The organism is Amycolatopsis taiwanensis DSM 45107 (assembly GCF_000519205.1).
GTDB lineage: Bacteria > Actinomycetota > Actinomycetes > Mycobacteriales > Pseudonocardiaceae > Amycolatopsis_E > Amycolatopsis_E taiwanensis.
In genome coordinates this window covers 17,352-40,505 of sequence record NZ_JAFB01000014.1, presented here as the reverse complement: position 1 = coordinate 40,505, position 23,154 = coordinate 17,352, and the positions used below count along the sequence as shown (strand labels likewise).

Genomic DNA, 23,154 nt, shown 5'->3' with positions numbered 1-23,154 from the left:
GGACCCGCTTTTAGTAGGAACCTTTACAACAAACTGTGGAAAGTTAGCGATCGCTAACGTGACCGGATAGCATGACGCACGTGTCCACCCCCACACCGCTGGTGAACGGCGCCACGGCCTCCCGCCGGGAACAGATCCTGACCGCAGCCGCCGAGTTGTTCGCCCAGCACGGCTTCCACGGCGTCGGGATCGACGACATCGGGGCCGCGGTGGGCATCTCCGGTCCCGCGCTCTACCGGCATTTCCGCAGCAAGGACGCCATGCTCGGGGAGATGCTGCGCTCGATCAGCCACTTCCTGCTCGACGGCGGCACGGCCCGCGCCGAGAGCGCGGAGGACCCGGAACGGACGCTGGCGGCGCTGGTCGAGTTTCACGTGGACTTCGCGTTGACGCACCCGTCGCTGATCGTCGTCCAGGAACGCAACCTGGCCAACCTCACCGACGACGACCGGAAGACCGTCCGCGCCTTGCAGCGGCGTTACGTGGAGGTGTGGGTGCGGGCGATCCGGGACGCGGTCCCGGGCGTGAGCGAACAGCGGGCGCGCTCGGCCGCGCACGCCGTCTTCGGCTTGCTCAACTCCACCCCGTACACCCGCCAGTTGGCGGACACCGAACTGGCGGACCTGCTCACCAGGCTCGCGCTCGGCGCACTCGAGGCGCTCGGCTAGCGTCTCGGCCTCACTTGCGCGAAATCCGATCGCGCGCCGTGTGGAACTTGGCCTAGCTGACCGGTGAGTTCGTGTGCTTGATTGGACGGGTGACCGAGCGGCGGAACCTCGTACAGAAGGCGCAACGCGCCCTCGTCGCCATGCAACTCGGCCGCGACGACGAGGCGCTCGACTATGTCGCGCCTTCGGCCGGTGACGAGCCGGGGCGGACGGACGAGATCCGCGAGCTGATGATGCTGCTGTTCGGCGAGTGCAGCGCGATGGTGACGGTGCTCGGTGACGGCGGGAACGCCCCGGTCAAGGTGCAGGTGTTCGACGAGACCGGCGAAGAGGTCCCGATCGACGAGGCCGACCCGCCGGTCCGCACCGCCGTGCGCACCCTGCTCGCCGAGGTGCACGGCAACACCGAGGCGGCGCAGGAGCAGGTCGAGATCGCACTGACCAGCGCCGCGCCCGACGAGGTCGACAGCCTCGTGCTGCAGGCGCTGCGCTGGACCATTCGCCTGTCCGCGGAATGCCAGGCCCGCGCCCTCCCCGTCACCTCGTGGATCTCCGACACCCTGAGCTGACCCACAGGTAGCTCCCACAGCCGGAGCGGTGAATGTTCAACTTGGAACTTACCTTGCCAACTAAATCTCTTAGATTCTAAGATGTTTTCGTGACTGAAGAGACTGTGGATGTACTGGTCGTCGGCGCGGGCCTGGGCGGGCTGTCCGCGAGCATGTTCCTTGCCCAGCAAGGGATTCGGGTACTGACCGTGGAGCGTCACCCGAGCACGGCGATCCACCCGAGAGCGTCCGGGCAAAGCCCGCGGACCATGGAGCTGTACCGCTTCGCGGGCATCGATGAGAAGGTCCTCGGCGTCAGCAAGCGGGCATCGCAGGGGTTGCGGATCACCATCGCGGAAAGCCTGAATGGGCACGTGATCCATCGCATCCTGGAGGACGTCTCGGAAATCGACCTCAACGTGGCCGTCGGTGTGCCCTGGGGGATGGCCGGGCAGGACGTGGTCGAGCCGATCCTGCTCGCCCGGGCGGAGGAACTCGGTGCGCGGGTGCGGTTCTCCACCGAACTGGTTTCCTTCGAGCAGGACGATGACGGCGTCACCGCCGTGCTGAGTTCAGGCACCGTGCGGGCGAAGTACCTCGTCGCCGCCGACGGCGGGCGCAGCCGGATCCGTGAACGTCTCGGCATCGACACCGAAGGCATGGGTGTGCTCGGAAACGCGATCGGAGTCGTCTTCGACGCCGACCTCGGCGACCGTCTCGAGCCCGACGTCACCGATTTGTACCACCTGCGGCATCCGAGCTTCACCGGCGTGCTGGTCAACACCGACGTGCCGAATCGGTTCGTGTTCGGCACGGATTTCCATCCGGAAAAGGGTGAAAAGGCTGACGACTTCACCCCGGAACGGGTCACCGAACTGATCCGGCTCGCTACCGACCTGCCCGGCCTGCGCCCGGACATCCGTTGGATCGGTGCCTGGGAGATGGCCGCGAAGATCGCGTCGAGGTTCCGTTCCGGGCGAGTGCTGCTGGTCGGTGACGCGGCCAAGGTGACGCCACCGACCGGCGGCATGGGCGGGAACACCGCCGTCGGCGACGGGCACGACGTCGCGTGGAAGCTCGCGGCCGTGCTGCGCGGCGAGGCCGGACCGGCCCTGCTGGACAGCTACGAGGCCGAGCGCAAACCCTTCGCCGAACTGGTGGTCAACGCCTCGTTGCACAACCTGAAGCACCGCATGATGCCGCACCTGGACATTTCCGGCCTGCCCGAGCCGGTGAACCAGGTCGAACTCGCGCTCGGCTACCGGTGCTTCTCGGCGGCCGTGCTGATCGAGGACGACGATCCGCGGCCGACCGAGGATCCGAACCGGCCCAGTGGCCGCGCCGGGTTCCGCGCGCCGCACGTGCCGATCACCGTCGACGGGATCTCGATGTCCACAGTGGACCTGCTCGGGCGCGACTGGGTGCTCGTCACCGCCGATCCGTCGTGGCGGCCGGTGGTCGCCACGGCCGGCGAAGCGGTGGGCTTGCGCTTGGACTGCCGCGTGCTCGGCAGCGACTTCGACGCGTCGGAAGAGCTTTTCCTGGCGCGCTACGGAATCCAATCCACCGGCGCCACCCTCGTCCGCCCCGACGGCGTGGTCGCCTGGCGCGCGGTGACCGGTGTCGACGACCCCGACAGCACGCTCCGGGAAGTTCTCACACACCTACTCAGCCGGTAGCACAACGCCGGTTTTGGCGGAGGTTCAGACGTATGCTTCGGGGATGGTTTCCGTGCGCAGCGTCGTGGACCGAGTCGGCCCGACGTTGCTGCAGGCAGTGCTGGTGCCCCAGGTGTGCCCAGCCGTGGCGGACGTGGTGATCGCCGAGCCGGGCACGGCGCAGGTCTCCGCGGGAGATCTGGTGCTCGGCGTCGGCGTCACGAACCTCGACGAGGCGATCGCGCTCGTGCGGCAATGCGCCGACCGGGAAGCGGCGGCGGTGTTGCTCAAACCACCGCTGGCCACGAAACCCGCCCTGCGGCGCGCGGCCGGGGCGGCGGGCATCGCGCTGATCTCGGTTCGCGCCGCGACGGCCTGGGCACAACTGGTCTGGCTGCTGCGGACCGTGCTGGACGCGGTGTCCGGCGACGACGGCGGGGAAGGCTCCGACGAGCTCGGCTCGGGTGACCTGTTCCGGCTCGCCGACGTGGTGGCGTCGGTGGTCGACGCCCCGGTCACCATCGAGGACACCAACTCGCGCGTGCTCGCCTACTCCGCCCGCCAGGACCTGACCGACCCGGCCCGGGTGTCCACGATCATGGGCCGCCGCATCCCCGACGACGTGTTCGCCCGCTTCCGGTCACGCGGCGTCTTCCGCGAACTGTCCCGTGGCCGGCAGACGATTTTCGTGCCGGCACAACGGGACGGCACACTGCCGCGGCTGATCGTGCCGATCCGGATGGGCGGTGAGCTGCTCGGTTCGATGTGGGCGGTGGTGGCCGGTCCGGTCTCCGACGAGCGAGCGGCCGCGTTCGCCGACACCGCGCCCGTGGTCGCGTTGCACCTGCTGCGGCGACGGGCGCACGCGGACGCACAACGACGCGCCTCCGCCGAACTGCTCCGGGCGATCCTGGAAGGGAAGGCCGGGCCACGCAAGGCGATCGCCGAACTCGGGCTCACCGAGCAGGCGCACCGGGTGGTCGTCGTGGACACCGCACATGGCGACACGGCCGACGCCGAAGGCGTACGGCTGGCCCTGCTGGAGCGGATCTCGCAGGGCATCGGGCAACGCCCGGTCGCCACCGAACTCGCCGGCCTGCTCTACGCGGTCGTGCCCGACGGCGACGGCCCCGGTTCCTGGACCGAACTGCGCGCCGCGCTCGCCCAGCAGCCCGGCGTCCACCGCGTGGCAGCGGGCGCGCCGGTGGAGATCGGCGAGCTGCCGCGGTCGGCCAAGCAGGCCGAAGAAACCCTGGGCATGCTGCGCGCCGGGCTGCTGCCCGATCAGGTGGGCAGCTTCGACGACGTGTGGACCGCGCTGGTCCTGCACCGGACCGCGACGGCGGCCGCCGCGGCGCAGGTCGCCGAGTTGGGACCGCTGGAAAAGTTGCGGTCGCACGACGACGACAGCCACACCGAGTACGTGGACACGCTGTACCAGAGCCTGCGCTTCCCCGGCGATCCGCGCGCGGCCGCGAAATCCTTGCGCATCCACCCCAACACCTTTCGATACCGGATGCGGCGGATGCTGGAAATCGTCCCGCTGAACCTGGACGACCCCGACGTCCGGTTAGCATTGCTTGTCCAGCTCGTGTCGCTGCGGTGGGCGTAGTGCCGCGGAACGCCGGAAGGGGGCGCGGGATGTACGAGGGCTCGGTGGCCGGCCTCTATCGCTGGCCCGTGAAGTCGTTGCGCGGTGAGCAGATCGACGCCGCGCAGCTCGACGAGCGCGGCCTGGCCGGCGATCGCGGCCATATCCTGACCGATCTGCGGCCCACCCGGTCTGGGCGGGTCCTCACGGTCCGCCAGATCCCCCAGCTGCTCCACTGGAGCAGCGGTTACGGCACCGGTGTCATCGAGCCCGCCGGGTCGCCGAAGCTGCGCGCGCCGGACGGGGCGGAATGGTCGTGGGACGATCCCGGCCTGGCCGGCGAGCTGTCGGAAACCCTGGGCATCCCGCTGGACCTGTGCACGGCCGCGGGGCGGCAGGATCGCGGGCCGACGATCCTGGTGACCTTCGAGGCTTCCCGGGCCGCGCTGGAGCAGGAGCTGTCGGCTCCGGTCGAGCTGGCCCGGTTCCGGCCCAACGTCCATCTGGACGTGAACACTCCGGCGTTCGTCGAGGGCGGCTGGGGCGAGGGTACTGCCATCACCATCGGCGACGTCCGGTTGGAGGTCGTGGGCAAGAATGCCGGCCCGTGCATCCGCTGCACCGTGCCGAGCTGGGACCCCGGTGGGCACGAGCGGTGGCCGAAGCTGCAACAGTGGCTGATCGAACAGCACGAGAACAAGTTCGGGCTGATCATGCGGGCAACCAGGGCCGGGGTCGTCCGCACCGGGGACAACGTCTCCGTCCGACCAAACCCGTAAACCAACTTTTGCGAGTCCCCCATTCCCGTCGCGCGTGTCCCACGTCCCCGTCGCGCGAGTCCCCCGTTCCGGTCGTCTGAGTTCCAACGTTCCGGGCTACCTCGCAACTGAACACGCACGACACGAATGTGGAACACGCACGACGGGAATGTGGGACACGCACGACGCGAATGTGGGACACGCACGACGGGAATGGGGGACACGCGCCCGGGCGGCACGCAGTCACACCACCAGCAGGGTCTTTCCGAGGGTGGCACGGGTTTCGATGGCGCGATGGGCTTGCGCGGCCTCGGTGAGCGGAAAGCGTTGCCCGATCACGGGCCTGACCCGGCCGTTCGCCGCGTCGACGAGGACGCGTTCGGTGAACCGGCGTAGCTCAGCCGGGCTCCCCAGTGAGCCGCGGTGGATGCTCACCCCGCGCGCCGCCGCCGTCTCCTCCGAGACCTCTGTCCACGCACCACTCGCGAGCCCATAGCTGAAGAACCACCCGCCGCGCCCCAGCAGTCCGAACGCGCTGGCCCCGATCTCGCCGCCGACACCGTCGAACACGATGTCCACCCCGCCGACCTCGTCCCGGACGCGCTGCGCCCAATCCGCCGAGGAGTAATCGATCGCGTGCGCCGCTCCCAGTTCACGGGCCAGTTCGACCTTTCCAGCCCCGCCCGCGACCGCGACCACCGTGGCGCCCGCCGCGCCCGCGAGCTGCACGAGCAGGCTGCCGACCCCACCGGCCGCCGCCTCGACCAGCACCCGCATGCCGGCGGTCACACCCGCCGCGTGTATCAGGGCGGCGGCCGTCCTGCCGTCGGCCAGCAACGCGACGGCGTCATCGAGGGCCAGCCCATCCGGCACCACGAACGGCGCTTCGGCACCCACCACCACTCGCTCGGCATAGCCGCCGGAACCGTTCAGGCCGGTCACCACCCGAGCCCCGACCAGCTCCGGATCAACGCCCTTTCCGGTCTCGACGATCACCCCTCCCACCCCGTTCCCGGGAATGACCGGCAAATCGAGCCGATACGGGCCGGTGGAACCCGCACGCAGTTGCGTCTCGACGAAAGTGATGTTCGCAAAGGCCACATCGATCAGTACCTGCCCGGGACCGGCGACGGGATCCGGCGCCTCACCGGCCACGAGCACTTCGGGTCCACCGAACTCTTTCACCCACACAGCTCTCACCTGGACACGATGCAACCTCGAGTGCGCTGGAGGTCAATCGGGCCTGTCGGACCGATTGTCGGGCGAGAACCAGGCAAGCCGGGGAGAATTGTCGGTTGGACACGATGACACCGCCGGGACAGTGGTTCACCGTGGGCAACACCACGATCCGACGGCACAGGAGGAAACGTGCGCATCGCCGTCCCACGAGAGATCAAGAAGCACGAGTACCGAGTCGCGATCACTCCGGCCGGCGTGCACGAGCTGACCGCGCACGGCCACGAGGTGTTCGTCGAGACCGGCGCCGGGCTCGGGTCGGCGATCACCGACGACGAGTACGTCTCGGCAGGAGCGAAAATCCTGGCCGGCGCCGAGGACACCTGGGGCGAAGGCGAAATGGTGCTCAAGGTCAAGGAGCCGATCGCCGAGGAGTACCCGCACCTGCGCGCGGACCAGGTGCTGTTCACCTACCTCCATCTGGCCGCGAGCCGCGAGCTGACCGTGGCCCTGCTCGACGCGGGCACCACGTCGATCGCCTACGAGACGGTGCAACTGCCCAACGGCGCATTGCCGCTGCTTGCGCCGATGTCGGAGGTGGCGGGCCGGCTCGCCCCGCAGGTCGGCGCGTACTCGATGATGAAGCCGAGCGGCGGAAGTGGCGTGCTGCCCGGCGGTATCCCGGGCGTCCACCCGGCCCGGGTGGTGGTGATCGGCGGTGGCGTCGCGGGCCTGAACGCCGCGCGCGTCGCACTCGGTCTCGGCTCGGACGTGGAGATCCTGGACACCAATGTCGACCGGCTGCGCCAGATCGACCAGGACTTCCTCGGCCGCATCCGGACGGTCGCGTCGAACGCGCTCTCGGTCGAGCAGGCGGCACTGGCGGCCGACCTGGTGATCGGCGCGGTCCTCGTGCCCGGCGCCCGTGCCCCGAAACTGATCTCGAACGAGTTGGTCTCGCGCATGAAGCCGGGCAGCGTGCTCGTCGACATCGCGATCGACCAGGGCGGCTGCTTCGCGGACTCGCATCCCACCACCCATGACGACCCGACCTACCCGGTGCACGGATCGGTGTTCTACTGCGTCGCCAACATGCCCGGCGCGGTCCCGCGGACATCCACCTACGGCCTGACCAACGCCACCCTCCCCTACGTCGTCCGGCTCGCCGACCACGGATGGCAGTCCGCGCTGCGCGACGACGCGTCCCTCGCGAAGGGCCTGAACACGCACGCGGGCGCCCTCACCAACGCGCCGGTCGCCGGGGCACATGATCTTCACCACGTTTCCCCGGCCGAAGTCCTCGGCCAGTAGGCACACACCGTTACGCCAGGAAGAGCTCCATCGAGCGATTGGCTGCCAAGCCAGGCCTACTCAAACCGGCCTTCACCCTGGCCCGGAGCCCATCCAGTCCTCCCTCTGGGGTAACTGTCGCGTCAATCGAACAGGGCGGAACGTCACGATCTGTCACTAAGTCACCAGATACGAGCACTGTGCGTCGATAAGTATTTTCAGTGAGTTGCCGCCCCAATGCGGCGAAGTCAGCCGACACCGCCTAAACTTGTCGGTGGCGGCCCGCTCCCAGTGACCCCCAGGCTGGTCGAGCGGGCCGCCCCTGTTCGTCGGTTCCCCGACTTCCCCGTTGCGCTCGACACAGTCTTTTTCTCTGGGGGTCGAACCCCCAGACCCCCGCCAAGGGGCTTCGCCCCCTGGACCCCCATCCGCGACATCGGTCGGTTGGTCTGTGAGTGCCGCGACGAACGTTGGCATCCGTCCGTTGCTGCATCTCGGGTGTGTCCCCAGTTCAGGACGCCGAGTTCCCGGTTCGGCCGCGCGTGTCCCCGGTTCAGGACGGTGAGTTCCCGGTTCAGGACGCCGAGTTCCCGGTACAGGACGGCGAGTTCCCGGTACAGGACGGCGAGTTCCCGGTTCAGGACGTCGAGTTTCCGGTCCAGGCATACGTGTCCCCGGTTCAGGGCGGTGGGTTCCCGGTTCGGGGGCGCTGAGGGGGTTCCTTGGGTTCGTGAGGGAGCCGGCGGAGGGGTGGAAGTGTGGCGATGAGGGGTTTAGGGGCGTGAAAATGGCGGGCTGTGGGATGGGGGGAGGGGCACGATGGCGGGGTGGGTGATCTGGTGTGGGATGAGGTCAGGTGGTTCTTCGACCGGGGGTTTATGGGGGATTTGCCGGACGTTTGGGTGTGGAACACCTCGGTGGAGGACTGGCAGAAGGTGCTTGATCTCGTCGCCGCGCAGGGCTGGACGTGCCAGTACTCCGAGGGAACGACCGTGCTGCCGGTGCCCCGGGCGGCGACCGTGCTGTCCCGTCCGGTCGGCGCCGAGTGCCCTGAACTGCGAGTCTGGCCGACCGCGGAGATTCTGGCGATCTTCCGGTTTCGTGCGGACGAACGAATCGACTTCGATGTCGACCTGCGGGAGCTGCAGGGGCAGGAGCGACTCGATGTGTTCTGCGGTTTCCTCACGGCGATCGGGCGGCGCTTGGGCAAGTCGGTGCTGATGGACTCCGAGGGCGGTGACGGAAGCCATCCCGTGCTCGGCTTCGACGTCGCGGCGGACCGTGTCGTCGTGATGGCCGAGCCGCCGGGATTCGTGGAACCTCGTGAAGCATGGCCGGGCCGCCTTCGTGCGAGGCAGAACACATCGTTTGTGGGAGCGAAGGAATGTCGGTGAGGGTGCTTAGGGTGGCAGGGTGACCCTGAAAACGTCTGGCTGGATCGCCCGGCTTGCGGCCGAATGCTGGCGCCATCCGTGGACCGTCGTGTTTTCCCTTGCCGCGGCGGTGACGAGCGTCGGGTTACAAGCCGTCACGCCGCTGATCGTCAAGGTCGCCGTCGATGACGCGGTCGGCGGGCACACCGCGGGCCTCGGCTGGCTCGCCGCCGGACTCATCGGCGTGCAGTTGCTGATGTTCGGCACCGCGTTCGTCCGACGGTACGTAGGCGGCCGGATGGCGCTCGACCTGCAGCACGACCTCCGGCAGAAGGTGTTCGCCTCGGTGTCCCGGCTGGACGGCGGCAGGCAGGACTCGCTGCAGACCGGCCAGGTGGTCTCCCGCGCGATCACCGACCTGCAACTGGTCGTTTCGCTGGTGATGATGACGCCGATCTCGGCGGGCGCGGTGGTGCTCGCGTTGTTCTCGGTCGGCGCCATGCTCTGGATGTCGCCCCTGCTCACCGTGATCGCGCTGGTCATCGTGCCCGCGATCGCGATCGTCGCGGGCATGTCCCGCAAGCGGCTGTTCCCCGCCACTTGGTCCGCCCAGCAACGCGCCGCCGACGTGGCCCAGCACGTCGAGGAGACCGTGACCGGCGTCCGCGTCGTCAAGGGCTTCGGTCAGGAGGTCCGCGAGGTGGCGCGGCTGGAGAAGACGGCGCGGCGGCTGTTCGCCGAACGGCTCCGCGCGGCCCGGCTCGCGGCGCAGCCCACCGCCACCACGTCCGCGCTGCCGGCCTTGGGCCAGATCGCGGTGCTCGCCTTCGGCGGCATCCTGGCGCTCAACGGCCAGGTCACCATCGGCACCTTCCTCGCCTTCGCCAGCTACCTGTCCGGCCTCGTCGGGCCCGCCCGCATGCTGTCGTCGATGGTCGTGCAGGCCCAGCTGACCCGCGCGGGCGCGGACCGGGTGTACGAGTTGATCGACGCGCAGCCGGAGGTCAAGGACGCACCGGACGCCCGAGAGCTGCCGACGGGACCGCTCGGCATCCGCCTCGACGACGTACGGTTCGGCTACACCCGGTCGGAACCGGTGCTCAACGGCCTCTCGCTGTCGGTCCAGCCCGGCGAGACGCTCGCGCTGGTCGGCACCGCGGGCTCCGGCAAGTCCACGATCTCCCTGTTGCTGCCCAGGTTCTACGACGTGCACGCCGGCTCCGTCCACATAGGAGACTGTGACGTCCGCGACGTCAAGCTCGCCGAGCTGCGCAAGGCGATCGGCGTCGTGTTCGAGGAGGCGTTCCTGTTCTCCGCCTCGATCCGGGACAACATCGCCTACGGCCGGCCGGACGCCACCGACGAGGAGGTCGTCGCGGCGGCGAAGGCGGCCGAGGCACACGACTTCATCAGCCAGCTCCCCGCGGGCTACGACACCGAGGTCGGCGAGCGCGGGATGACGCTGTCCGGCGGCCAGCGGCAGCGGATCGGGCTGGCGCGGGCACTGATCACCGACCCGCGCGTGCTGATCATGGACGACGCGACCTCGGCGGTCGACACGGTGACCGAGGCCGCGATCCACGAAACCCTCCGGCGGCTGCTGCGGCGGCGGGCGACGGCACCGGGCACGGACGGCGCCCGCACCACCCTGCTCATCGCACACCGCCGGTCGAGCCTCGCACTGGCGGACCGCATCGCCGTGCTCGACGCCGGGAAGGTGGTCGACGTCGGCACCGCCGAGGAGCTCGAAGCTCGGTGCGAACTGTTCGGGGAGCTCGTGTCCGGCCCCGGCGAAGGCGTCGAGGAGGTGCACCGGCACCGCGACTGCGGCGCCCAGCCCGAAGCCGGCGTAACCGCCGAACTCTGGCCGGAACCGCGCGAGCAGGCCGATGCCGCGACCCAGACGCGAGCCGAAATGTCGACAGGCCGACTTGGCGGCATGGGCGCCACCCTGGACCTCCCGCCCACCGAGGAACTCCTCGAAGGCGTGCGCAAACTCCCGCCCGCCACCGACGAGCCCGCACTGACCCCGGACCAGGTCACCGCGCCCGATCCGGGCTTCCGCCTGTCCCGCCTGCTCAGACCGGTGCGTGGGCTGCTCGCCGTGGTGATCGCCCTGGTCGGGCTCGACGCGGCCGCCTCGATCGCACTGCCCGCGCTCTACCAGCAGGGAGTCGACCACGGGGTACGTCCCGGCGTGGCCGGGGCGATCTGGCTCGCCGCCGCGTTCGGCGCGGTGCTGGTCATCGCGGACTGGGGCGCGATCAACGCACAGACCAGGCTCACCGCGCGTGCCGGGGAAACGGTGCTGTACTCGCTGCGCGTGCGCAGCTACGCACACCTGCAACGGCTCGGGCTCGACTTCTACGAGCGCGAGCTCTCCGGCCGCATCATGACCCGGATGACGACCGACGTCGACGCGCTGTCCACGTTCCTGCAGACCGGGCTCGCCCAGGCGGTGATCAGCGCGCTCACCCTGCTCGGTATCTCCGCCGCCCTGCTGTTCACGGACCTGTCCCTGGCCCTGTACGCGCTTTCCGTGCTGCCGATCCTCGCCGTCGCGACGGTGATCTTCCGTCGGCTGTCGAGCGCCGCGTACAGCGAGGCGCGGGAAAAGGTGAGCGTGGTCAACGCCGATATGCAGGAGAACGTCTCGGGGCTGCGAGTCGCCCAGGCTTTCAGCCGGGAGCAACGTTCGGCCGAGATGTTCGCCTCCCGCAGCGATGCCTACCGCAGGTCACGGCTGCGCGCACAGCGGTACGTGGCGACGTACTTCCCTTTCGTCACCCTGCTTTCCGGCGTCGCGGAGGCGATCGTGCTGGTCGCCGGGGCGAACCGCGTGGCGGCGGGCAGCCTGCCGATCGGCGTGCTGCTGGCGTTCCTGCTCTACCTCAACCTGTTCTTCTCCCCGATCCAACAGCTGTCCAGCGTGTTCGACGGCTACCAGCAAGCGAAGGTCGGCCTGCAGCGAATCGGCGAACTGCTGCGCACCCCCACGTCGGTGCCGCCCGCGTCGAACCCGGTTTCGACGCCGGACCACCTGGCCGGCGAAGTGACCTTCGACGCGGTCGATTTCGCTTACCAGAACACGGATTCCCGCGCGCTGTCGGACGTCTCGCTGAAGGTGGCACCGGGCGAAACCGTCGCACTGGTCGGCGAGACCGGCGCGGGCAAGTCGACCGCGGTCAAGCTGGTGGCGCGGTTCTACGACGCGACCGGCGGGAAGGTCAGCATCGACGGGATCGACGTGCGCAACTACGACCTCGCGGGGTTGCGCCACCGGATGGGCGTGGTGCCGCAGGAGGCGCACCTGTTCTCCGGCACCGTGGCCGACAACGTGCGCTACGGCCGGCCGTCGGCCAGCGACGCGGAAGTCGAGGCGGCGGTGCGGGCCGTCGGCGCTCTCGACGGGGTCGCCGCACTGCCCGCCGGGTTCCGGCAGCCAGTGGGCGAGCGCGGGCGGTCCCTGTCGTCGGGACAGCGGCAACTGATCGCGCTGGCCCGCGCCGAACTGGTCGATCCGGACGTGCTGCTGCTCGACGAGGCGACCGCCGCGCTTGACCCCTCGGCCGAAGCCACGGTGCTGCGGGCGACCGAGAACCTGACCCGGCGGCGCACCACGTTCGTGGTCGCGCACCGGTTGGCGACGGCCGCTCGCGCCGACCGGATCATCGTGCTCGACCACGGCCGGGTCATCGAACAGGGCACCCACGACGAGTTGCTCGCCGCGAACGGCCACTACGCCCGCCTCTGGCACACCGGGCAGCATTCGTGACGGTCGTTCTGCCGTTCACGTCGGCCGCTCCTCGGCGCCGTCGCCGGGACGACCGCGATGGCGCATTCCCGCCAGCGAGGTAAGTGGTGGGCGGTCCATAGTCGTTGTCATGACCATGTCATCGCGAGCGGACGCCATGTCTGTACTGAAAGGTATGTATGCGGCGGAAGCAAAGTATCTCGCTTCTGGTGGCCCGGGAAAAGCGTCGTTTACGCCGCTCGCGCCGTTCTTCTCTCCAAACGTTGAGGTACACCAGGCCGACGCACTGCCCTATGGCGGGCTTTGGCGCGGCCACGCGGGCTTGGAACAATTCTTCCTCGCGATGAGCCGTGCGTGGGATGTCTTTGAGATGGTGGACCAGGAGTTCCTGACGAGCACCAGCCCACTCGTCGTCCGTACGCATGTGCACGCACGTGCTCGAGCCACGGGCCGTGAGCTTCGTTTCCCGATCTTGCAGACGATCACTGTCGAGGACGCGTGCATCACCGAGGTGCACCCATTCTACTGGGACACCGCAGCGATTTCCGACGCTTGTTCGCCTATTTGATAGCCCCGTCGCCACGTGGAGGTGTCATGCCGCCGGTCGTCACAGCACTCTTGGCGGCGTTGACCATCGCGGCTCACCCAAGACCGTCAGGTGACCTACATATGAAAGCGACCCGAAACCAGTCAAGGGCCGGTGGCTCCCAGGAAAGCTTCCCGGGAGCCACCGTCGCCATGGAGACGAAATCGGACCCCGGACGCAGAACTCGCGCGACCGGAGTGTGGGACACGCGCGCGATACCGGGTACCTGTCAAGGACCAAGGATTCAAGGTAACGTCAGTAGCGCACCGGGTAAGACATTTGGTAGGCGAGCCGCTCCTCGGCGCCGTCGCCGATGCGGGTCAGGATCTCGTCGAGATTCATGAATTCCTCCCAAGCAGCCCGGCCGCTGGCATGGGCGAGTTCGGCCACGACGAGGTCTTCCAGGCCGGAGACACGCTTGTTCTTCCAGATCTTGTCGGCAAGACTCACCAGCAGGTCTTCTATGCCGACGCCCGGGGTACCCCAGGAGGAATGAGTACCTGCGAAGCGGGCCAACTCGGCGTCCACCCCGTGAGCCAGTAGAAGTTCTCGCCCAGCCTGCTCGTGTTCCGAACCAGGACCGGAAAGCTCGTCGACATACAGGGTCTTGCCGATATCGTGTGTGGCAGCCCCGAAAAGAACCGCCTCTCGATCGAATTCCCTTGCGGGATATTGCGCTTCCACCCAGTCAACGAGCTGCACGGCAACGTCATGGACTGCGCGAAGATGAGCAACGAGCCGCGGCGGAGCGTCGAGTCGTTGTAGCAACTCGGCCACCTTCGTAGGCAGCGGTCGAAGCTGCGGCCCGAGGCAATCGTCCGTGGCGATCGACAGCGCGTCCGTGGTTGTCACCGTGCCAGGGTAACGGCACCGGCCCTGTGGCTATTCAGGCTTTATCGGCCTCGCTGGACCTGATGTCGTCGGCTCCACCCCCGGTCGATCCCGCCGCCCATTTCCGGGCGTAGTACTCATACGGGGTCAACGGGTTCGCCGCACCCCGGTCGCGAAGTTCGAGAAACTCGTTGACCAGCGTGAACAGGGCCCTCATTTGTTCTTCCTGGTCGAGTTCGTCGATCGATCTGCCGGCGGCCTCCAGCCGCCGGGAGATCACCATATACGCATTGGACGGCCACCCCAAATTATGACGCCCGCCCAACTCCTCCGCGAGCCAGTCGTTGAAACGATCGAGGAACTCGAAGTCCAACGCTACGTTGAAACCATAAAGAAAGGTCGCAGTCTGGTCGAACTTCGTCAACCCATAGGCCGAGGGACGCATCACCACGTGCGCCCATCTTTCCCGTGGTTCCATTCTCATCACCCTCCGACTACTGAGACAAATTTACAGTACAATCGCTGATGCAGGACTTGGCACCTTCAATGAAAAGATCACCGGCGGACCAACTCTGACCATTCAACCTCCCTGGCGTTTACCCACGGCCGGGAACTTTTCCTCGATCGCGGTCAGCGAGTCGATCATCGTCGGCAGATGAGACTGGTCGAGATCGGTGATGTGGAACGCCAGCCTGTTCTTGCTTCCCATGCGATCGACGGCCACACCGTCGATTTCGACGTGCCCGGACGGCTTCACCGTAACGGTCAGGCTCAACCAGTCCTCCATGGACTCGAGCCGGGCGACACCACCGAAGTCCTGGTATGCCCTGACCAACTCATCGCGGAAGCTGCGCAACTCGTCGGCACGCAGACCGGCGGGTACCCGTCCGGTAAATCCCCCAGTTACCACCTCGACCGGGCTGAACAACCAGTTCCCATCCCAGAAATCGTTGGCCTCCGGGTGCATGCGGCCCAGTACCTCGATCACGGCACGATCACCGGCCGCCGAGCCGATGACCACCGAATCCGGGTCGTCAGCATCCTCTTCATCGAACATTTCACCGTCGAGGAACTCGTTGACCAGCACGAACAGCAAGTTCATCTGCTCTTTCGCGTCGAGTTCGTCCAGCTAACGACCGGTCCCCTCCAGACGCCGGGAAATCACCAAGCGTGCCAGGCCGGGCCACATCAGATTCCGACCCTCGCTGAACTCTTCCGCGAGTCTTTCATTGAAACGGCCAAGGAACTCGAATTCCAAAGCCGCGTTGAAACCAAGAAGGAAGTGCGCGGCCTGGTCGAACGTCGTCAACCCATACGCCGACGGACGCATCACCACGTGCGCCCACCGTTCCCTTGTCCCCACACTCATCACCCTTCGACAAACCGCACGAACTCCAGGTGCAGGCGAACCGCGAAGAGTCGTATGTGCGCCTCGAAGTCTAGTCCACGGCAACCCCAGTCGTTGCATTAAATATCACGGTATTCGCCAACACGGTAAGGACCAACCCGAATGCCGGACAAGCGGGCGGTGACTCCCGGGAAAAGTCTCTCCAGGAGCCACCGCCATAGGGACGAACTCAGACCCGAACCCAGAACTCACCCGGCGTGAGTGAGGAACTCGCGCGACCGGAGTGTGGGACACGCGCGACGGGAGTGTGGGACACGCGCGACCGGAGTGTGGGACACGCACGACGGGAGTGTGGGACACGCACGACGGGAACGGGGGACTCGCGGGAGGTGGGGTGGGCGGTCAGGACAGGGCCTCGGTGGGGGTCAGGCGGGCGGCACGCATGGCGGGATAGGCGCCGGCCAGCGCACCGACGACGGCGGCCACTCCCACGCCGCCGAACAGCGCCACCGGTGGCAGCACGGCGGGCCAATGCTGGATCAAGGCGTATCCCGCCGTCACGGCAACTCCCAAGAGCACCCCGACCACTCCACCGAGCCCGGACAACAGCATCGATTCCGCCAGGAACTGGCCGCGCACCTGCCGCCTGGTCGCGCCGAGTGCCCGGCGCAGGCCGATCTCCCGGCGCCGCTCCAGCACCGAGATCACCATGGTGTTGGCCACCCCGACACCGCCGACGAGCAGTGCGACTCCGCCCAGGGCAAGGAAAAGCGCGCTGAACGAGGAGTCCGAAAGCCGCTTGGCGGCCAGCGCGTCGGACGGCCTGGTCACCTTGACCTCGCCGGGCTGTTCCGGGTTGAGAGTGGCACCGAGCACCCCGCGCACACTTTCCACTTCGGACTCCGCACACTTCAGGTAGACCGTGCTCGGGTGGCCGTCGAAGCCGAGCCTGGTCGTGGCGACGTCCCAGCCGACGAGTACCGACCGCTCGATCTCCGGCGCCAGCGTCGTCGCATCGAGGATGCCCACGACGGTGAACCACTGGTTTCCGATCCACACCTGGGGCGGGGATCCGACGGGGACATCCAGGATGCCGAGTCTCGTCGCGGCGACGGAACCGAGCACCACGGCGGGATACCGGGAGTTGGCCGCGTCGAGGAAGGTCCCGGCATGCAACTGCCCGCCGAGCAGGCCGAGCAGGTCCGGGGTCGCCGCCAGCACGGTCAGCCCCGACGTCTCGTCGACGTCGATCCGGTCGGTGCGGCGCACCGTCGCCGTGGTCAATCCCGTCGCGCTGACCGCGGTGACCGGCTTGACTCGCTTGGCCATCGCCACGGACTCCACCGGCAGCTTGGCCGTACCCCCACCGATCAGCTGCTGCCCGGGTTGGGCGCGCAGCAGGTTGGTGCCCAGCGCGGCGAGCCGGTCGCTGAGGGCCTGGGCGCTGGACGCCGGGATGCTCACCACCGCGACGATCGCCGCGATGCCGATCGCGATCCCCAGCGCGGACAGCACGGCCCGCAACGGCCGGGTACGCATCCCGTGCATGCCGTGCCCCAGCACGTCCCGTGGGCTTAGCCTGGTCGGCTTCGGTAGCGGCGCGGCCTCGGCGTCCAGCGCCGGTACTGCCTTGAGCACGGTCACCGGAGCACCTCCACTTCTACGGTGTCGGCTTCCGCGGTGTCGGCGCGGATCTCGCCGTCGCGTACCTGGATCCGGCGCGGCGCGCGGTTCGCGACCTCCTGCGCGTGCGTGATGATGACGACGGTCGTGCCGCTGTCGTTCAGGTCGGCCAGCAGCGACAAGATGCCCGCGCCGGTGCGGGTGTCCAGGTTCCCGGTCGGCTCGTCGGCGAGCACGATCGGCGGCCGGGTGACGACGGCGCGCGCGATCGCCACGCGCTGTCGCTCGCCACCGGACAGCTCGCCTGGCAGGTGGTCGGCCCGGTGGCCCAGGCCGACCCGGTCCAGTGCGGACGTCGCCAACTCCCGTCTGCGCCGTCGCGGAATCCCCGCGTAAGCCAGTCCACTCGCCACGTTGTCCACCGCCGTCAAGCCCTCGGTCAGGAAGAACTGCTGGAACACGAATCCGATCCAGGCCGAGCGCAGCGCGGACAACCGGCGATCGGGCAACTGGGCGACGTCGTGCCCACGCACTTCGACCGTGCCCGCGCTCGGCCGGTCCAGCGTGCCCAGCAGTTGCAGCAGCGTCGACTTACCGGACCCGGAAGGCCCGACGATCGCCACCAGCTCGCCGCTCTGTATCTGCAGCGAGACGCCGCGTAAGGCCGTTACCCCGCCCGGATAGGTCTTGCTCACCTCACGCAGCTCCAGCACCGGGGTCATGAGGTGGTCACCACCCGCTGGCCCTCGTGCAGGTCGCCGGTCACCTCGACCAGACCGCGCGCGAACAGTCCGGTTTGGACGGCCACCAGGTGCGTACCCGAGTCTTCCACGACCTCGACCGCCATTCCGCCTTCGGCCAGTGCGAGCAGCGCACCGACCGGCACCGCGAGCACGCCCGGGTGACTGCCGGTGGTGAACGTGGCGCTGACCGGCGCCGAGTCCAGCTTGCCCACGGCCTTCTGGTCATCCAGCGTGATCGTTACGTCGATCTTGGGGCCACTCTTGTCGTCCGCGACCGCGGCCGTCCCGATGGAACTGACCGTGCCCGTGGTGTTGCCAACGCTGATGATGTTCAGTGACACCTTGTCGCCCAGCTTGACGATGTTCTGCCGGCTGACATCGAGCTTGACGATGACCGCGTGCTGGGTGCCGGTGGCCTTCATCAATGGCCCGCCGGCCGGGTCCCCGACCTGAGCGGAGACGGACGAGATCCGGACCGGACCGGGCTGCACAACCACGTCGTCCGGAGTGACGACGCCGGTTTCGGCGCGGCCGAGCGAACGCTGCCAGCGCTTGACGGCGTTCGCGGTCGCGTCGGTGAAAGTGGTGTCCGGGGTGCCGAATCCGGTGAAGCCGAGCGCCTTGAGGTTCTCTTCGAGAACCTGCACGTCGGGTCCCTTTGTGATGCCCGGAGCCAAATTCCGGTACAGTGGCGTGTCTCCGTAGAACAACGGAACGGGCTTGTTGTCCACTTTGTACGCCGGCTGGCCGCGCTCGACCACCGTGCCAGGGTCGGGCAGCCAGGTGATCGTCCCCGGCTGCTTGCCGGTCAACGTGCGTTCGGCGCCGTAGCCGAGGGTGCCGTCCTCGGTGTCCTGTTCGGCCAGGTCGGTGCGCACCACCTCGGCGGTCGCGGCCGGGCCCGGGGCGGCCTGGGTGGGCGCCGGCGGACTGGTGCCGGCCCGGGCGACGATCACCACGGTGCCCGCGCCGAACACGGCCAGCGCCACCACTCCCGCGCCGAGCCAGCGAAGCCGGCGCCTGCGCCGCAGCAGCTGCGGTCCCTCACTCTCGGTCATCAGTGCTCCTCCGCGACTTTGTGCGCGACCGCGAGATGGTCACCTTGATTCCCGCGACTTGACACCGGACTTCTCATCAGCCACCGACCTGGGAGTGAACGCCGCCGCCCCCCAAGGCGCCGCACGCGGCCATCGCCGCATCGACCTTCTGGTCGGGGGGCCCGTCGTTCTGGAGTTGGATTCCTGGGTGGTCGGGCGTCGGATCCTTGACGTCAACTCCGTGCTCGCGCAGGCATTTGGCGAGTTGGAGCTGCTTGTCGAGCTCTTCCGCGGTGGCCGGCTTCGGTGCCCCGCCATTGGGCATGAGGCTCCGGCATGCCGGGTCGGCCGCGTCCACCTTCGACTTGTCGACTCCGTCCGGAATGGCGAGGCCGAAGTCGCCGTTGGCGCCGATCTTCGGGTCCGGCATGTTGACGCCGTGATCCCGCATGCATTGGACATACTCCCGCACCTTGTCCTCATCGGTGCCCCCGGCGGCAGCAGCGGCCGTGGCCGTGGCTGCCGAAGAGATCGATGCGACCTTGTCGCCGCCGCCGTTCTGGCTGCACGCGGTCGACAGCACGAACATCGCACCGGCGGTGATCGCCAGTCGCCATCCGATTCGCATGGTTTCCTCCTTCGGTTCGAAAGCGTGTCAAGTTCTAGCGGTCGCGCGCGCTGGCGGCGTTAAGCGAATTCGCTTATCCCGTGCTTAACTGCGATGCCGGACGATGGCGGTGAACACGAGGGAAGGCGGTGCGGGTGCGGGTACTCGTCGTCGAGGACGAACGGCTTCTCGCGGACACGGTCGCCGAGGGCTTACGCAGGCTGGCCATGGCCGTGGACGTCTGCTACGACGGCGATGCCGCCCTGGAACGCGTGGGAGTACACGCCTATGACGTCGTGATACTCGACCGCGATCTACCCGGCACACACGGCGACGAGGTGTGCAAGGCACTGCTTGCCGACGGCGGCGAAGCCAAGATCCTCATGCTGACCGCGGCGGCGGGTATCGACGACCGGATCACCGGGTTGGACACCGGCGCGGACGACTACCTGACCAAGCCGTTCGCGTTCGGGGAGTTGGTGGCCAGGGTGCGTGCGCTGGCCCGCCGGGCTCGGCCCGCGCTGCCGCCGGTGCTGACGCGGGCGGGTGTGGTGCTGGACCTGCCGCGGCACCAGGCGTCCCGGGACGGCCGGCATCTTTCGTTGTCTCGCAAGGAGTTCGCGGTTCTGGAGGTACTGATGCGCGCGGAGGGCACGGTGGTCAGCGTGGAAGACCTGCTGGAGAAGGCATGGGACGAGCACGCCGACCCGTTCACCAACGCGGTGCGGGTCGCTTTGGGAACCCTGCGGCGCAAGCTCGGCGAGCCGCCGGTGATCGAGACCGTGCCGGGCGCGGGTTACCGGTTCGGCTGATGAGCAGACTTTCGCTGCGGACGCGGTTTTCCCTGCTGTACGGCGGTTTGTTCCTGCTCGTCGGCGCGATCCTGTTGCTGGTCAACTGGTTGCTCGTGGCCCACTACCTCCCGGATGCGTCGAGGTTCGCCGGACATGCGGAGAACGGCACCGTGTCGGGCCAGAACATCGGCCCCCCTGCGCAGGTCGGCGCCGGGGACAAGGGCAGCGATACGATCCTGGTCACGTCGATCTCGGACTACCGCAGCTCGGCGGTGCAGACCGTGATCACCGTGGGCGGGTTCGCGTTGCTGCTGACCGGCGCGCTGGCCGTGCTCTTCGGCTGGCTGATGGCGGGCCGGGTGCTCCAGCCGGTGCACGCGATCACCGCCACCGCCCGGCGGCTGGAAGCGGACAACCTCGACCGCCGGATCAACCTGGAGGGTCCGCCCGGCGAGTTGAAGGAACTCGCCGACACCTTCGACAGCATGCTCGACCGGCTGGCGTCCACATTCGACAGTCAGCGGCGGTTCGTCTCGAACGCATCGCACGAGCTGCGTACCCCGCTGGCCGTGCAGCGCACTCTCGTCGACGTGGCGATGGCGGACCCGGACGTGAGCCCGGACGTGCTGCGGCTGGGCAGACAACTGTTGCAGACCAACGAACGTAGTGAGCGGATCATCGAGGGCCTGCTCGTCCTCGCCCGCAGCGACCGGGGCCTGGCCACCAGCGCACCGGTTCGCCTGGACGACGTCGCGAACCTGGTGCTGGACTCGATGGCAGGCCTGGCTTCCGAGCATGACGTCACGCTGCATCGCACGCTCACGCCACGCACGGTCCTCGGCGAACAAGTACTGCTCGAACGACTCGTGAGCAACCTGGTGCACAACGCGATCCTTTACAACGAGGCCGGCGGCACAGTCCGGGTGTCGGTCGACGAGACACCCGCGCTGGTGGTCGAAAACACCGGACCGCCGGTGCCGGCGGAGTTCATGCCCAGCCTGTTCGAACCCTTCCGCAGGCTGGCCGGCGATCGCACGGGAAGCACGAACGGCGCCGGTCTCGGGCTGTCCATCGTTCGCTCGATCGCGTCCGCGCACCACGGTTCGGTGCGGGCGGAACCGGGGCAGGCAGGCGGACTGCGCGTCGTCGTCACCCTGCCCACCGCTCCCCAGCTACCCTGAGTCCCCGATTCAGGACGCCGTGTCCCCACTCCAAAACGCTGAGTTCCCGATTCAGGACGCCGTGTCCCCGGTCCAGGACGCCGTGTCCCCGGTCCAGGCAGGCGAATTCCGCGTTCAGGCAGAATGACCCGGACGTAGCGGCCGGGTCAGCTGAAGACCTTCCCCGGGTTCAGGATGCCCAGCGGATCGAGGGCGTTCTTGATCGCGCGGTGCAGGTCGAGCACGAGCGGGCTGACCTCGCGGCGGAGGCCGTCTCGTTTGAGGAGGCCGACGCCGTGCTCCCCGGTGACCGTGCCGCCGAGCTCGATCGCGTCGGAGATGATGTCCTCGAACGCTGCCTGCGCACGCCGCCGGGCGGCATCGTCGCCGATCGGCGTGATCAGGAGCGGGTGCAGGTTGCCGTCGCCGGCGTGCGCGATGTTGGCGATCAACGTGTCGTGCACGGCGGCGGTCTTTTCGATGCGTGCCAACATTTCCGGCACCTTCGCCTTCGGCACGCACACGTCTTCGGTGAGCACCGGGCCGAGCCGCTCCAACGCGGGATACGCCAGGCGGCGGGCGTCGAACAGCGCTTCGGCCTCCTGCTCGTCGGTGGACACCGCGGCCCAGGACGCGCCGGCCTCGTCGAAGCATCGCCGGATCACCTCGGCGTCTTCGTCACTGTTCGCGTCGCAGCGGCCAAGCAGTACCACGTCGGCTTCGGTGGACAGGCCCATGTTCTTCCAGGCATCCACGGCTTCGAGGCAATGCCGGTCCACAAGTTCCAGCGCCGACGGGATGACCCCGGACGCCGAGACCGCGCTGACCGCCCGGCCCGCGGCCACGATGGAGTCGAAGTATCCCGCGATGGTGCGCTCCGGCGGACGTTCGGGCCGCAGCCGCACGGTGATCTCGGTGATCACGCCGAGCGTGCCCTCCGATCCGACCATCAGCCCGCACAGGTCGTAACCCGCGACTCCCTTCGCCGTCCGGCGGCCGACCCGCACCACGTCGCCGCGTCCCGTCACGACTTCCAGCGCGAGCACGTAGTCCCGGGTCACGCCGTACTTCACGCAGCAGATCCCGCCCGCGTTGGTCGCCACGTTCCCGCCGATCGTCGACCACGGTGCACTGGCCGGGTCCGGCGGGTACCAGAGGCCCCGCTCCGCACAGGCCGCCCTCAGGTCGTCGTTGACGACACCGGGCTGCACGACCGCGTACGGCTCGGACTCGTTGATCTCCAGCACGGCGTTCATCGCCTCGAAGGACAGGATGACGCAGCCCTCGATGGCGTTGGCCCCACCGGACAGTCCCGTGCCGGCACCGCGCGGTACGACGGGTACGCCGTGTTCGGCGGCGAACGCGACGACCGCCCGGACCTCCTCGGTGCTGCGCGGCCGGACCACGGTGGCCGCCTGGGCGTAGGGCGCCCACTCCGCCTGATCCTGCAGATAACCCTGAATGACCTGCCGGTCGTCCAGCACGCGATCGGCCGGCACGAGCGCACGCAGGCCGGCCACGATTCGAGCGGGTTCCATCGCCACCTCCGCCAGCCCAGGCTACCGGCCCTGCCGTGAAGGAGGTGCCAGGCACCGGTTACGAGCCGGCT

Annotated in this window: 22 protein-coding genes; 12 read left to right on the top strand and 10 right to left on the bottom strand. The window is 68.3% G+C overall.

Going from position 1 to position 23,154, the window contains the following annotated elements; translation table 11 throughout:
- The first annotated feature begins 101 nt into the window (after nucleotides 1-101).
- The 5 genes from A3CU_RS0112335 to A3CU_RS0112315 all read left to right on the top strand — a co-directional run bounded on the left by A3CU_RS0112335 (nucleotide 102) and on the right by A3CU_RS0112315 (nucleotide 5,244).
- On the top strand, nucleotides 102-668 hold the full coding sequence (locus A3CU_RS0112335) for an SACE_7040 family transcriptional regulator (protein ID WP_027942550.1): 567 nt from the start codon (nucleotides 102-104) through the stop codon (nucleotides 666-668).
- Nucleotides 669-808: 140 nt separating this feature from the next.
- On the top strand, nucleotides 809-1,237 hold the full coding sequence (locus A3CU_RS0112330; RefSeq protein ID WP_245617049.1) for a hypothetical protein: 429 nt from the start codon (nucleotides 809-811) through the stop codon (nucleotides 1,235-1,237).
- 89 nt (nucleotides 1,238-1,326) lie between these two features.
- Entirely contained in the window at nucleotides 1,327-2,895 is a 1,569-nt protein-coding gene (rdmE, locus tag A3CU_RS0112325; protein ID WP_027942548.1) for an aklavinone 12-hydroxylase RdmE, read from the top strand.
- 43 nt (nucleotides 2,896-2,938) lie between these two features.
- Nucleotides 2,939-4,486: a PucR family transcriptional regulator gene (locus A3CU_RS0112320; protein WP_027942547.1), complete on the top strand. Its 1,548-nt coding sequence runs from the start codon at nucleotides 2,939-2,941 to the stop codon at nucleotides 4,484-4,486.
- Between the two features lie 29 nt (nucleotides 4,487-4,515).
- Nucleotides 4,516-5,244, top strand: a complete 729-nt coding sequence (locus A3CU_RS0112315; RefSeq protein ID WP_027942546.1) for an MOSC domain-containing protein — start codon at nucleotides 4,516-4,518, stop codon at nucleotides 5,242-5,244.
- Between the two features lie 222 nt (nucleotides 5,245-5,466).
- Here A3CU_RS0112315 and A3CU_RS0112310 read toward each other — a convergent pair whose 3' ends face one another.
- Nucleotides 5,467-6,423 carry a zinc-binding dehydrogenase gene (locus tag A3CU_RS0112310; RefSeq protein WP_027942545.1) on the bottom strand — a complete coding sequence of 319 codons (957 nt, stop codon included), beginning with the start codon at nucleotides 6,421-6,423 and terminating at the stop codon, nucleotides 5,467-5,469.
- A gap of 168 nt (nucleotides 6,424-6,591) precedes the next feature.
- Here A3CU_RS0112310 and ald point away from each other — a divergent pair, with 168 nt between their 5' ends.
- The 5 genes from ald (at nucleotide 6,592) to A3CU_RS0112285 (ending at nucleotide 13,384) form a co-directional block, all read left to right on the top strand.
- A complete protein-coding gene (gene ald, locus A3CU_RS0112305; protein WP_027942544.1) occupies nucleotides 6,592-7,710 on the top strand; it encodes an alanine dehydrogenase in 1,119 nt (372 codons plus the stop codon).
- A 479-nt stretch (nucleotides 7,711-8,189) separates the two neighbouring features.
- Nucleotides 8,190-8,402 (top strand): hypothetical protein, encoded by a 213-nt coding sequence (locus A3CU_RS0112300; RefSeq protein WP_027942543.1) that lies wholly within the window; start codon nucleotides 8,190-8,192, stop codon nucleotides 8,400-8,402.
- A 114-nt stretch (nucleotides 8,403-8,516) separates the two neighbouring features.
- Entirely contained in the window at nucleotides 8,517-9,083 is a 567-nt protein-coding gene (locus A3CU_RS44510; RefSeq protein ID WP_211246405.1) for a hypothetical protein, read from the top strand.
- A gap of 25 nt (nucleotides 9,084-9,108) precedes the next feature.
- Complete coding sequence (locus A3CU_RS0112290) at nucleotides 9,109-12,837, top strand: ABC transporter ATP-binding protein (RefSeq protein WP_156960353.1); 3,729 nt, start codon at nucleotides 9,109-9,111, stop codon at nucleotides 12,835-12,837.
- Between the two features lie 109 nt (nucleotides 12,838-12,946).
- Nucleotides 12,947-13,384: a nuclear transport factor 2 family protein gene (locus A3CU_RS0112285; protein ID WP_027942541.1), complete on the top strand. Its 438-nt coding sequence runs from the start codon at nucleotides 12,947-12,949 to the stop codon at nucleotides 13,382-13,384.
- A 273-nt stretch (nucleotides 13,385-13,657) separates the two neighbouring features.
- Here the strand turns inward: A3CU_RS0112285 and A3CU_RS0112280 are convergent, their stop codons facing one another.
- From A3CU_RS0112280 to A3CU_RS44500, 8 genes are all read right to left on the bottom strand, one after another.
- Complete coding sequence (locus A3CU_RS0112280) at nucleotides 13,658-14,254, bottom strand: HD domain-containing protein (RefSeq protein ID WP_043840983.1); 597 nt, start codon at nucleotides 14,252-14,254, stop codon at nucleotides 13,658-13,660.
- A 34-nt stretch (nucleotides 14,255-14,288) separates the two neighbouring features.
- On the bottom strand, nucleotides 14,289-14,711 hold the full coding sequence (locus A3CU_RS0112275; RefSeq protein WP_156960335.1) for a hypothetical protein: 423 nt from the start codon (nucleotides 14,709-14,711) through the stop codon (nucleotides 14,289-14,291).
- Between the two features lie 102 nt (nucleotides 14,712-14,813).
- Complete coding sequence (locus A3CU_RS0112270; protein ID WP_245617026.1) at nucleotides 14,814-15,335, bottom strand: WapI family immunity protein; 522 nt, start codon at nucleotides 15,333-15,335, stop codon at nucleotides 14,814-14,816.
- Between the two features lie 27 nt (nucleotides 15,336-15,362).
- Complete coding sequence (locus A3CU_RS0112265; protein ID WP_027942537.1) at nucleotides 15,363-15,569, bottom strand: hypothetical protein; 207 nt, start codon at nucleotides 15,567-15,569, stop codon at nucleotides 15,363-15,365.
- Between the two features lie 414 nt (nucleotides 15,570-15,983).
- Entirely contained in the window at nucleotides 15,984-17,129 is a 1,146-nt protein-coding gene (locus A3CU_RS0112260; protein WP_084143246.1) for an ABC transporter permease, read from the bottom strand.
- A gap of 92 nt (nucleotides 17,130-17,221) precedes the next feature.
- Entirely contained in the window at nucleotides 17,222-17,926 is a 705-nt protein-coding gene (locus A3CU_RS44505) for an ABC transporter ATP-binding protein (protein ID WP_052371666.1), read from the bottom strand.
- Nucleotides 17,923-19,005, bottom strand: a complete 1,083-nt coding sequence (locus A3CU_RS0112250) for a peptidoglycan-binding protein (RefSeq protein ID WP_027942535.1) — start codon at nucleotides 19,003-19,005, stop codon at nucleotides 17,923-17,925. Before A3CU_RS0112250 ends, A3CU_RS44505 begins: the two co-directional genes overlap by 4 nt.
- A 76-nt stretch (nucleotides 19,006-19,081) precedes the next feature.
- The gene (locus tag A3CU_RS44500) at nucleotides 19,082-19,612 is read right to left on the bottom strand and encodes a hypothetical protein (protein ID WP_052371665.1); all 531 of its coding nucleotides are present in this window, start codon (nucleotides 19,610-19,612) and stop codon (nucleotides 19,082-19,084) included.
- A 134-nt stretch (nucleotides 19,613-19,746) separates the two neighbouring features.
- Between A3CU_RS44500 and A3CU_RS0112240 the strand changes: the two genes are divergently transcribed.
- Nucleotides 19,747-20,403: a response regulator transcription factor gene (locus tag A3CU_RS0112240; RefSeq protein WP_027942534.1), complete on the top strand. Its 657-nt coding sequence runs from the start codon at nucleotides 19,747-19,749 to the stop codon at nucleotides 20,401-20,403.
- Nucleotides 20,403-21,566 (top strand): sensor histidine kinase, encoded by a 1,164-nt coding sequence (locus A3CU_RS0112235; RefSeq protein WP_027942533.1) that lies wholly within the window; start codon nucleotides 20,403-20,405, stop codon nucleotides 21,564-21,566. The genes A3CU_RS0112240 and A3CU_RS0112235 overlap by 1 nt, the downstream gene beginning before the upstream one ends.
- 146 nt (nucleotides 21,567-21,712) lie before the next feature.
- On the opposite strand, the gene A3CU_RS0112230 is transcribed toward A3CU_RS0112235, so the two are convergent.
- On the bottom strand, nucleotides 21,713-23,083 hold the full coding sequence (locus A3CU_RS0112230; protein ID WP_027942532.1) for an FAD-binding oxidoreductase: 1,371 nt from the start codon (nucleotides 23,081-23,083) through the stop codon (nucleotides 21,713-21,715).
- Between the last annotated feature and the right edge of the window lie 71 nt (nucleotides 23,084-23,154).